Origin of the sequence: Alkaliphilus serpentinus, from assembly GCF_009017255.1 — a bacterium.
GTDB classification, from domain to species: Bacteria; Bacillota; Clostridia; order Peptostreptococcales; family Natronincolaceae; genus Alkaliphilus_D; species Alkaliphilus_D serpentinus.
Genome location: NZ_WBZB01000023.1, coordinates 16812 through 28971 on the forward strand (window position 1 = coordinate 16812; position 12160 = coordinate 28971).

The following is a 12160-nucleotide window of genomic DNA, read 5'->3' on the forward strand; positions in this document are numbered from 1 at the left end:
AGAATTTTATATTTTTGCTTCCTACCACCTATTCCTTATTCCTTATTCCTTATTCCTTATTCCCTATTCCTTTCCTCCAGCATCTGCTTTAATCCCATCTCCACCAAGCCCTTTGTCATTTTACCACCTATTCTTCCTCCAACCTGGCTCATCTGTCTTGAAGCCTCATTACCAAAATCTACATTAGGGTTACTATCAACTAGAAGCCGTCCATTAATCCTTTGATTTCCCTCTGGGTATGTTTTACTCTGCAAACCATTGTCGAGATTTATGTTGTTATTCCCTGTCATTAATCTTTCCTCCTATACTTGTAGTTATTATTAGTTTTTTAGTTATTTCAACTATCACTCAAGGTATTTTATGGGAACGTGCAAAAGCATCTAAATAAATTACAAAAAAAGAGATTCCATATCAGAATGAAATCTCTAAATCTTTTATAATAAAAGCTTTATTATCTCTTTCCCTTTTCGTAGGGTTCTCCTGCGGCCTTTGGAGCTTGAGAGGATTTCGAAAATGCTACTAAAGCAATTAATGTTACGATATAAGGGAATACCTTAAGAATAACACCAGGTATAACCTTTAGCATAGGTATAACAGAAGAAACGTTGGCTATTGTACTGGCTAGTCCAAAGAAGGCTGTTGCACCAAGAATACCCAAAGGCTTCCACTGACCAAATATCAAAGCTGCTAGAGCCAAGAAGCCTAGCCCAGCCACTGAACCAGTAAATTCTCCTGCTATGGTTACCAATAATATTCCACCACCTAGACCAGAAAAGGCACCAGAAAGGATTACAGCGATATATCTAACCTTATAAACGTTCACTCCTGCTGAGTCAGCAGCATGGGGATGCTCTCCACAAGCTCTAAGCCTTAAACCATAGGAGGTTTTATAGATTACATACCAGCCTAAAAGAAGTATAGCTAGTACTAGCCAAGTTGTCGCATATGTGCTGGTGAAGAATAGTCTTCCTATCACTGGTATTTCAGATAAAATTGGCACATCACGCCTTAGTAAGCCTCTTACGATGGGAATATTACCACTTCCAGTTACGTTTCTAGCTAGAAAAACTGTAAGGGCTCCCGCCATCATATTGATAGCTGTTCCACTAATTACCTGATTGGCATTCAAGTTTATACTTGCGAAGGCATGTAGTATTGCAAATACTCCGCCAGCTAAAGCTGCAGCAAGTAATCCTATCCAAACAGCAAGATCTGGTGACATTATAGGTTGAAGCGTATATATAACAATTGCTCCTGTAAAGGATCCCACAACCATTAAACCTTCCAAACCAATATTTACAACTCCAGACCTTTCTGAAAATAGACCTCCTAAAGAAGTAATTAAAAGGGGAATCGTAAAGGCAATAGCGTATGGAAATATTTGTGCTATTAATGTCCACATAATTAGTTACCCCTCCTTTTTCTCTTAAGCTTATCTAGGCCTCTCTCAATAAGAACACTGGTTGCTGCAAAATAGATAATTGTAGCAATAATTGTATCGGCAATTTCTGGAGGTATGTTTGTCATAGCATTCATAAAGCCCTTTCCAGAATATAAAAGTCCAAAGAATATAGCAGAAGCTAGTACACCTATAGGAGTATTTGCCCCCAACAGAGATACTGCTATACCATCAAAGCCCTGAGTAGGGACTATCCCAATCTGTAGATTTGCAGCATTACCTGTATAGATTATTGCACCTCCAATACCTGCAAGGGCACCTGAAATCATCATGGCAAGAATAATATTTTTATTAACGCTTATTCCTGCATATTCTGCTGCATGTCTGTTAAATCCAACAGACTTTAACTCATAGCCTAATACAGTACGGTTTAAAATAAATGCAACCACAAAAACTGCAATAATTCCGATAAACAACCCAAGGTTAATATAAGATCCATCGAAGAGCTTTGTAAGCCAATCTACTCTTAATGAAGCCTGATGGGCTATTTTTCTTGATTCTGTTTCTAAGAAGCTTCCTTTAAAATAAGCTGGTATTGCATAGTAGACAACCCAATAGGCTATCCAATTCATCATTATTGAAGATACAACCTCATGAACATTAAATTTCGCCTTTAAAAAACCAGGCACTGAGCCCCAAAGAGCACCTCCTAGGGCTGCAGCCGAAACAGATAGTAATAGTAACAGAGGCTTTGGAGCATTAACCGAAAGGGCTACTGCAGTTGCACAAAAGCCTCCAAACAGCACCTGTCCAGGAGCACCTATATTAAATAGACCTGTTTTAAAAGCAAAGGCGATGGATAAACCTGTAAGTATTAAAGGTGAAGCTGTGGCTAGGGTATTTCCTAGTCGCTCTATACTCATGGTTCCACCCTTTATTAGATAGGAATATCCTGCAAAGGGGTTATTCCCTGTAAATAACATAAATAATGCACCGGCGATAAGACCTAGAACTACAGCTAGCAAAGATACTACAAGCTCTTTAGGTATTTTTTTCATAATTGATTGCTTCAATCAGTATCCCCCCTCTTAATACCAGCCATCATTAGGCCTATCTCATTTTCATTCGTATCCTTAGCATCTACTATTCCCACTAATTCACCACTATTGATGATTGCAATTCGATCTGACAAATTGAGAACTTCATCAAGCTCTAATGATACCAAAAGGATGGCTTTTCCTCTATTTCTTTGCTCAATGAGTCGACTATGAATATATTCTATAGATCCAACATCTAGGCCCCTTGTGGGCTGTACAGCAATCAGAAGATCGGGATTAAGCTCAATCTCCCTACCAACAATTGCCTTTTGCTGATTTCCACCCGATAGAGATCTGGCAACGGATTCTACCCCTTGTCCAGCTCTTACGTCAAAATCTTCCACTATTTGCTGGGCGTATTCTGTGATTGCGTTATGGTTTAATAATCCCCTTTCGGAGAAGGGCTTTCGATCATAGATTTCTAGAACCATGTTTTGTCCAATTGTATAATCTAATACCAATCCTCTTTTTTGGCGGTCTTCTGGTATATGGGCTATACCACTGTTGATTCGTTCCCTTATTGAAAAGTTTGAGATATCCTTACCATTTATAAATATCTTTCCAGACACAATATCCTTTAGCCCCGTGATAGCTTCAACAAGCTCAGATTGACCGTTACCTTCAACCCCCGCTAAACCCAAAATTTCACCTTCTTTAACCTCCAAAGAGAAATCCTTTACAGCTACAACTCCCTCTCTGTTGGATTTAACCGATACCTTATCTAGCTTTAGTATCACTTCCCCGGCTTCTTTGTCTGGCTTTTCTACCGAAAATAAAACTTCTCTACCTACCATCATCTCTGCCATTTGGGCCTTAGTGGTGGAATCAACATCAACGGTTCCTATAAATTTACCTCTTCTAATTACAGTACAACGATCAGCAACTGCTTTAATTTCCTTTAGCTTATGGGTTATGAGAATGATAGACTTTCCTTCTTTTATCAAATTCCTCATAATCTTCATTAGATCTTCAATCTCCTGAGGAGTTAGCACAGCCGTTGGTTCATCAAAAATAAGGATGTCTGCATTTCTATAAAGCATCTTTAGTATTTCAACCCTTTGCTGCATACCTACTGAAACATCTTCAATTTTTGCGTTTGGGTCAACATTTAATCCATACTGCTCTGATAATTCCTTAACCCTCTTAGCTGCCGACTTAACGTCGACGCTTAAGCCTCTTTTAGGCTCCAATCCCAATATGATATTTTCTGTAACTGTAAAATTATGAACAAGCTTAAAATGCTGATGAACCATCCCAATTCCTAGTTCATTAGCAACATTTGGATTAGAGATGTTTACATCCTTACCGTTTACCCGAATTTGGCCTCTATCGGCCTGATATAATCCAAACAAAATACTCATAAGAGTAGATTTTCCAGCACCATTTTCCCCTAACAGTGCATGAATTTCTCCTTTTTTAAGCTTTAAAGTTATGTCATCATTGGCTACAATTCCAGGGAATTCTTTTCTTATATTGAGCATTTCTACAACATAGTCCATCCATTAATCCCTCCTACTCTATAGAGCAAAGATCAAAAGATTCCTTGTCTATTATTTTATAAAGGTAATACTTTCGTTCCCTCCTTAGAACCCATTGGTTCTCAAGGATGCTTTTTTGTACTCCTTGGTTTTCATAGGGGATAACCCCTAAAAACTCCCATACCCTAGACTAGCATATTCTATTTTCTTAAGCAAGAACAAAAGCACCTCCTACATTAAAACCCTCTGGAAAATGTTTTTGATCTGCTATCAAACTTTTCTATGTAATAAGAAAAAAGACGGATAGTCCGTCCTTTTTCTATAAAATTGTTTATTGATTATTTTATTAAATCTCCTTGCTCAGCTGATACTGTGATATCTCCGGACTTTAATTTTGTAAAGACATCACTTACTACCTTCTCTGTATCATCACTTAAGTTAGGATTTTTTTCTGGTATACCAACTCCATTATTCTTTGCATCAAAGTTTAATGTTTGTCCGCCAGGGAATTTACCATCTAATTCAGCCTTAATCATATCATAAGCTGCTTGGTCGATTCTCTTCATGGCTGAAGTTAAGATTACAGATTTTTCTCCTTCGTAGATTCCATCTGCATATTGATCAACATCAACACCAATAATCCATACATTTTCGCCAGACTCTACTCTAGCTTTAGCTTCGTTGATGGCTCCAACACCAACTCCACCTGCAGCACAGAAGATTGCGTCTACACCTTTATCAAATTGAGCAGCTGCCAATTGCTGTCCCGCTGCAACATTATCAAAGCTTCCTTGATATACAACGTTTTCAGCCTTGATTTCAATATTGGTTCCATGGTTCTCATTAGCATATTTGATACCTTGTTGGAAACCCCAGTTAAACTTTTGTACTGGAGGTATTTCCATTCCACCAATAAAGCCAACTTCGCCTTCTTGTAGCTCAACAGCTGTAGCTACACCTGCTAAGAATCCAGATTCATGCTCTGCAAAGAAGATAGATACTGTATTCTCTTCTACCACATTATTGTAATCTCCAGAATGTGGGCTTCCATCGATAAGAACGAACTTTGCATCTTCATACTTTGTTTGTGCTTGGAAGATTGCAGTTTCAAACTTAAAACCTGGAGTTACGATAAACTTGTAACCTGCATCGTATAGGTTACCAATTTCTTTTAGGTAATCTGCCTCAGTTGTTCCTGCAGGCTTCAGGTACTTCGTGCTAACTCCTAGATCCTTCTCAGCTAGCTTAACACCTTCCCATGTACCTTGGTTAAATGATTTGTCATCAATTGTTCCAGCGTCAGTAACCATACCAACCTGTAAATCACTCTTGTTTCCTGTGTCTGTTCCGCAGCCAGCAAGCAGTGCTACTACTAGCATTAGACTAAAAGCCATAACTAATACTTTTTTAAACATTATTTTTCCTCCTCTTATTAAAAATAGTATCCTCCCCATAAATAGGTACAACACTATATTCGCTAATCTTTCTAAATATCCTGCTTTTTTTCCGTGTGAATTTATTTTTATAGATATATGCTAAATTTTATTGTATAAATTCTACAAATTTTTGTTTTAATAAATAGAGGTCTTCAATTATTTGGTGTTTTTTCAAAATTATAACGATTTTTCTAAGGGTTAATAGAATCCCTTAAAACCTATTGCAAGTTTATTAATAAACATGAATGATTATAATGGATGCAATTGTCATTTTATCTTTACCATTTCCACTATAGAATACCGTTTAATTTAAAAAGCTGGGTAAAGCTTTACCCAGCTTAATATTTTTTGTAGAGTTTTAACAAGGGGATGGACTAGCTACAAATCCTGCTTCGGCCAATACCTTAACGGCGGTGTCCAATTTTCCTTCGTTAACCATCACAATTGGTCCTGTACAGCCCATTCCACTTTCAGCATAGATTCCCTTTTTCCATAGGGCTTTAACTGCATCCTCTAAGTCCATGATGTCTATTCCTGCTATAGAGGCTGTTGCCACCTCTTGGGGCGGTGCGGTTACTTCTCCCTCATCCTCTGTAGCTGCTTTTTTGGTATCCTTCGTTAAGGATTTTAAGATTTCATCCAGCTTTGCTTTTTTTGCTGCTTGAAATTCTTTTTTGGCTACTTCCTTTACATTGCCCTTAACTAGCTCGGCTGCGTATTGGATGGCATTGGCTACCACTGGGGTTCCTGATGCTCTAGATAAAATCATAATGGTTCTATCATAGCCCTCTCCAATTCCTGGTCCGTACCCAAAGCCAGATGCTTCGTAGTCTCCGCCTGTAGTGAAGGCCGAGAACATCTTCATCAGTATATTACCTGTAAGGCTATCTTGGATCATAACGTCGGGAGTTCCTGTTAATAGGTCGTTGCCCCTCATAACAGTTCCACCATCCGAACGTCCACTTTCGGTGAAGTTGATTTCATAACCATTGGCCACCAATTCCTTTAGGGCCCTTTCCACCTGACGTGCTCCTTCTACATTCAAAATCCCTACCGTTGGCTTTTTAATTCCTGTTGCCTTTGCGGCTATAATTCCATAGATGGCATTCTTCACCATTGCTTCTGCCCTATGGGGTGAGGAGGTTCCTGTTGTAGTGGTAATGAATAGCTCTTTACCCCTAGCTGGTGTTACTACCCTTCCTACAGTGGCTACCCCTATTGGGAAATTGTAGTGCATGGTTACGCAGGCATCGATGTATCCGCTATCCAGTAGTTCTTCCATCTTTTTATGCATTTCTTCTTCTGTGTTGGCTTCTACGATTTCAAGGTCGGTTTCTACCTTGGGTCCAATCAGCACTACTTGGTAGTAGTCTCCTCTTTTGGCTGCAATTTCTCCGCCCCTTAGTAGGTTTTCTAGTCCCTTTTCACTGCCTAGTGTGGTTAGTCCTATTTTAATTTTTTTGCCAAATTGCCCTGTTTCTATTGCATCGGCTATGTCGTTGAAGACTTTGCCAATCATTTCTTTTAATTCTTTATTTTCACTCATATTGTTCACCCCTATTTTGATAAGTGTGACGCAAAATTTCTCATGGCTTCTGCTATCATGGTTCTTACTTCTTCTTCTGATACAGAAGCTTCTTTTGCTCCTTGGCCACTATTATTTTCTAGTACAATGGAGATTCCGTCAAATTGATTTGTCATACGGGCTAAGAACAAGCTTCCCTTTCCTACGATCATGGCCCTTTGGATTTCTCCAGTTTTAAAGGCTTCTAGGGCATGACCAAGGTATGGTACTCCTGATGGGATATGACCTTGGGTTGGTGCCCAGCCTGGCATTCCATGCTTTTCTGCAAAGGCAGCTACTTCGGTTCTTTCTAATTCGTTTCTCTTTACTCCTAGAGCTGCTATCATCTTATAGTTGGCCTCTGGAACATCTCCTGCTCCTGCTGGCTTTGTTACATCTGGGTTTTGCATTTCTACTGAGTATTTGTTGATATCTGTAATCTTCAAGCCACCCTTATCTAATGGTTCTGTAATTAGGGCTGTGATTACTGCCTGTGGTGAGGATCCTGTTCCAACCTTGTGGCGACCTACTAAATCTGTTCTTAGTACTGGGCTTACTCCATCATTTTTAGAGATTAGTACTGCAAAGCCCCCTAATACGTCCTCTAATACTGGCATGTCCTTTTTTACATGATCCTTACCATTCATGCCTAGCTTTGCCACTGCTCCTCCGGCAACAACTACTACATTTTCAAATGTTCCTGATTGTACTAAGGCTGAAGCTTGGATTAGGGCATGTACTGGTGCTGCACAAAATCCTCTGGTATCTGATCCTGTTGCATTTACTGCTCCTACCATTTCAGCGATGGCCTTTGCAAAGTTTCCGCCACCCCTTTGGTTCATGTCTCCGCAGGCTTCTTCTGAGCATTCAATAACATAATCTACGTCTTTAACATCTAATTTGTTCTTATCGATTAGGTGTAGGAAGGATAATACTCCTGATGCCTTTGCGATTAGATTCTCATGGATAATATGGGCATTAAGGTTTGGATCTATTTCATGGGCCCTCTTAACACAACCTACTAACTTGTTGTGATGGTATAGAGCTTCTGCATGCTGCTCCTTTATTGCCTTTTCGATTGCTGCTATTTCATCTCCCTCTTTTAGCTTTGCTACTAGCTCTTCTGTCATTAGGGGATGGTTGCCTAGCTTAGTTTTTACTTCTTTTGTAAAGTCTTTTTCTAGCTTAACAAGGTCAAATACGTCTACAATTTTCATTAAGCCTAAGAATTCCTCCTGAGGCATAATTTCTCCAAGCTTACCATATCGGTCTGCTCCCTCTACCTTCTTATCATACCAAGGCATATCATATTTTCTTAAGTCCTCTGGCTTGATGGTTCCTATATAGGTCTGGTTTGGTGGATAGCTTACAACCTCTTCATAGCTTCTAAAATGCTCCGGTAGCTTTTTTAAGTATTCAGACTCAGGATTTGAGTATCTCTCTGTTGTTTGGGTTGTTCCATTATGAAAAATCATATCGGGTGTATGAACTAATACATAGCCCGCACCCTTCACTACTGCGTAGGACATTTAGTGCACCTCCAAAAATTTTATTCTAATATTGAAATAGATGGGCACAATAGGGTGCCCATCTATGTTTATGGTTGTACAATAGGCTAATAGCAACTATTAGTCTTCAAATACAGTTTGTCCTTCCACCTCAGCTGTAAGAGCCTTCAATGATTTTAAAACAATCTTTCTTCTAAGATTCTTTTCTTCATTGGCATCTAAGGCTGGATTACCAAGGGGATGAGGTATAGCTACAGCCGGAACAATTCTATTGGCACCTACCGTTAAAGAAATAGGAACGACTGTACATATATGAACAACAGGAATACCTGCTCTTTCAATTTCCTTTACCATCGTTGCACCGCAACGTGTACAGGTACCTCAGGTGGAGGTAAGGATAACAGCGTCTACACCATCAGCCTTTAATTCCTTAGCAAACTCAGCAGCAAAGGCTTTTGAATTAGCAACGGAAGTACCATTACCTACTGTAGTATAGAAGTATCGATGTAATTTGCCAATAGCGCCTTCTTTTTCAAGATCTCTTAAAACGTCAACTGGTAATACTCTGTCGGGATCTATATTGGCGTAAACTGGGTCATATCCACCATGGGCAGTTTCATGATCTGCCTCAGTTAAGTCAGCAAAGTTGGCAATATCATATTTACCATATTTTGAAGCACTGGAGGATTCAATTCTATCTGGGTTATGCTTTGGAACAATACCCCCAGAAGTAACCAAAGCAATGTTAGCCTTAGTTATATCCTTAACTGCTGGGTTTGGTTCCACTCTGTCGAAGTCAGGCATTGGATATTCAGTTACATATTCCTCTCCCTTAAGCTTCTTCATAAGCATATTTACAGCTCTCTTTGATCCTCTTTCATCTGCGAAGTAATTTCTTCTAATTCCCCTTGGGATATAGTTGTCTTCTGCAGGAGATCCAATTTCTTCACCCTTCATCATCTTAATAGCTAATTTAGCCATTGCAGGAACTGCCGTTCTCATAGCTGCAGCAGAATTTCCTGTTTCAATGATATAAAGGCTCTTTTTAAACATATCTGCTCCTGGGTTTTCAATATACATACCGGTGATGGCAGGAATATTTAATTCCTCCTTAACTGCAGTTGCAATCGTACCGCAAGCTACACCGTATCGTCCAGCATTAAAAGCAGGACCAGCTATGAATAAATCAGGATTATACTTCTTAACCATTTCTAAAATTGTAGCCTTAGCTTCTTCTAGATTTTCGTTAAAGTAAGAGTCTCCACATATGATGGTGGCAACTATTTCAGCTTCACCCTTTAATGCTGTGTTAAGGGCCATACCTGGTCCTATAACTCCTTCTCTAACCTCTGGTTTAATATCAGCCTTCTCTTCTCCGCCTACACCAGCAAAGAATTGGTTAATATAATGAACAATTTTTTTACTCATAGTTTCCCCCCTCTCGGAATTTTTTTTTGGGAAGTTTTTATTATCATAGAAACTAGTATTTTACAAATTGACTTCTAATGCTGTTCATTTCTTCAACGATGCTATCAACATCAAGAACCATTTCCATCATGCCGATTTGATCATCAAATACACCAGCATCTACTTCATTTTTGAAATCAGGTTCAACTGCGTGGAATACTCTAAGTCCTAACTGGACTCCTGCCAATGGACCTGCAAAGGTTGGATCTCCATTTGTTACAGTTTCAGCTGCAAGACCTGCGGCCTCTGCTTCTGCTGCACCAAGTAAAACAACTACATTTTCTCCACCGTGTTGTTCTGTAAGATCCTTAACTCTTTTTTGGTTTTCTAGGTCCATTGCTCCTGCAGCCGTTCAGACAAAGCACTCAGTAGCTGAGAACACTACTTCTGCTCCTGTAGTCTTTAGGCATTCTTCTATAGCAGGACCTGGAATTCCGTCTCTATCGCCTATAATGATAACTTTTTTACCATCAAATAAAGACATCCATATCATCCTTTCTCATTATTAATTTTTATCTTATTAAAAACCCTTTGCTGATAAGGTTACAAAGCCAGTTTCATTGGTTGCACCAGTGATTGCCTGAATTTCAACCTCTATACTTCCATCTTCTCTTAAGCTTCCTGCAAAACCACCAGCAATCACATCAACATACTCTGTGGTTCCAATAATACGCTTCATTGGAGGCAGAACTATGGTTTCGTTGGCATTACCATTGGTTACAACAGCATCAGCCTTTGGATCTGCATCAGCTAAGGATTGAGATGCACCATCACGACCAGCATATTCGTCAGTTACGATAACTGTCTTAACGCCTTCGTTTTCAATTTTTTTGCAGTTCATGATTAAGTCAGTATCTGGGTTACCAAAGCCCTCTTGAGATACAATTACACCATCTAAGCCAAGATACTTACAAAGCTTTGCTGTCCAGTTTGATGATCTTTCCTTGTCGGCAAGATATACGTTTTCATTTGTAATAATAACTCCAACGAAATTAATCTCTTTTCCATGCTTTTCATATAGATCTTCAATAATTCCGTTGTTTAAATGTACATAGGTTGGATTTTTGTCGCAGGCAGAAACGCAGTTTCCGCTTATGATGGCTCCGTCCATTATTTCAGTTGGATATAATAGTGTAGGAACGATTTTCTTAGCATCCACTCCATATACATAGGTATCATGCAATAAACCTTGGGTTTGTAGCATATATACATATCCTACTTTAGGAAGATCTGGGTACTTCTTAACTGACTCTAAAAGTGGTTCAGTTTCATAAACCTTTACTTCATCAGGTGTAAGGTCCTTTGCTATCTTACCAAGATAAGCAGCAGCCTTGAAGCCTATCATTCTAACAGCTGCCTCATGATCGTATTGCTTTAAGCCATCAATTGGCTCTGCAATGACAACAACATTGTGGAGCTTAGAGAAGGGTGTATAATCTGCTCCTGGACCTGTCATGTCGATGATTCCCTCTTGGAAGCCAACGATCTTACCAGCAGTAACAACTGCTACATTCTTTAATGCATGGGTACGACCTGAACCAACAGTATCCACCTTGCTTAGGACTCCTGGGAAAATTCCTCCTGGTCCTTCAACCTTAACTCTAGGCTCAATAACATCCTTAACAGGAGTTATCCTTACTTCTTCACCTGGATGAGCCAATTCAATTTCGATACTTTTAATATGCTCATTTCCGCTAAGTTCATTTATCATTTCATTTTTATTGATATAAAGTATGCCCTTTTCAACCTTAGTTGTATCAGCAAACTGTACATCCTTAATGAATATTTTACCTAACTCTAATCGCACAAGCTTCACCTCCCTTTATTTATCAAGACCTACATTTATTATAGGCCAATTTAAAACTACACATACTTCTTAATCATTCCTTCAATATTCGCTTTGTTAGCATCTTCCTTTGTTAGCTCATCAATTTTAGCTCCATCCTTATATATAGAGATGGTTGGTAGGCCTAAAACCTTTTCCTTGATGGCTAATCTTCTCGCTTGAGTTGTATTAAGCTTTGTAAACTTAATAGAGCTTCCATATTGAGCCTCTAAAGCTTCAACATCTGGCATTAGAGCTTTGCATGGTTCACAACCATCACTCCAGAAGTCTACAAGTACATATCCTTCTGCTTGAAGAACTTCAGCATCAAAAGTATCTTTATCAATAGATATCATTTGTTTCACCTCCTATCTCTTTCTTTGAAA

Annotated in this window: 11 protein-coding genes; all 11 read right to left on the bottom strand. The window is 39.1% G+C overall.

The window, feature by feature from the left end; all coding sequences use genetic code 11:
• Nucleotides 1–56: 56 nt before the first annotated feature.
• The 11 genes from F8153_RS07725 to trxA all read right to left on the bottom strand — a co-directional run bounded on the left by F8153_RS07725 (nt 57) and on the right by trxA (nt 12130).
• Nucleotides 57–290, bottom strand: coding sequence for a hypothetical protein (locus tag F8153_RS07725; protein ID WP_151865782.1), 234 nt, complete (start codon nt 288–290; stop codon nt 57–59).
• A gap of 161 nt (nt 291–451) precedes the next feature.
• Entirely contained in the window at nt 452–1402 is a 951-nt protein-coding gene (locus F8153_RS07730) for an ABC transporter permease (RefSeq protein ID WP_151865783.1), read from the bottom strand.
• Nucleotides 1403–1404: 2 nt separating this feature from the next.
• A complete protein-coding gene (locus F8153_RS07735) occupies nt 1405–2472 on the bottom strand; it encodes an ABC transporter permease (RefSeq protein ID WP_330577763.1) in 1068 nt (355 codons plus the stop codon).
• On the bottom strand, nt 2469–3995 hold the full coding sequence (locus F8153_RS07740; protein WP_151865784.1) for an ABC transporter ATP-binding protein: 1527 nt from the start codon (nt 3993–3995) through the stop codon (nt 2469–2471). Before F8153_RS07740 ends, F8153_RS07735 begins: the two co-directional genes overlap by 4 nt.
• A 317-nt stretch (nt 3996–4312) precedes the next feature.
• Nucleotides 4313–5389 (bottom strand): BMP family lipoprotein, encoded by a 1077-nt coding sequence (locus F8153_RS07745; RefSeq protein ID WP_151865785.1) that lies wholly within the window; start codon nt 5387–5389, stop codon nt 4313–4315.
• Nucleotides 5390–5768: 379 nt separating this feature from the next.
• Nucleotides 5769–6956, bottom strand: coding sequence for a glycine/sarcosine/betaine reductase complex component C subunit alpha (grdD, locus tag F8153_RS07750; RefSeq protein WP_151865786.1), 1188 nt, complete (start codon nt 6954–6956; stop codon nt 5769–5771).
• 11 nt (nt 6957–6967) lie between these two features.
• Nucleotides 6968–8503 carry a glycine/sarcosine/betaine reductase complex component C subunit beta gene (gene grdC, locus F8153_RS07755; RefSeq protein WP_151865787.1) on the bottom strand — a complete coding sequence of 512 codons (1536 nt, stop codon included), beginning with the start codon at nt 8501–8503 and terminating at the stop codon, nt 6968–6970.
• 99 nt (nt 8504–8602) lie between these two features.
• Nucleotides 8603–9910, bottom strand: coding sequence for a glycine reductase complex selenoprotein B (gene grdB / locus F8153_RS07760; protein ID WP_151865788.1), 1308 nt, complete (start codon nt 9908–9910; stop codon nt 8603–8605).
• A gap of 52 nt (nt 9911–9962) precedes the next feature.
• Nucleotides 9963–10433 (bottom strand): glycine/sarcosine/betaine reductase complex selenoprotein A, encoded by a 471-nt coding sequence (gene grdA, locus F8153_RS07765; protein ID WP_151865789.1) that lies wholly within the window; start codon nt 10431–10433, stop codon nt 9963–9965.
• Nucleotides 10434–10469: 36 nt separating this feature from the next.
• A complete protein-coding gene (locus F8153_RS07770) occupies nt 10470–11756 on the bottom strand; it encodes a glycine/sarcosine/betaine reductase component B subunit (RefSeq protein ID WP_151865790.1) in 1287 nt (428 codons plus the stop codon).
• Between the two features lie 56 nt (nt 11757–11812).
• Nucleotides 11813–12130 carry a thioredoxin TrxA gene (gene trxA / locus F8153_RS07775; RefSeq protein WP_151865791.1) on the bottom strand — a complete coding sequence of 106 codons (318 nt, stop codon included), beginning with the start codon at nt 12128–12130 and terminating at the stop codon, nt 11813–11815.
• Nucleotides 12131–12160 lie beyond the last annotated feature (30 nt).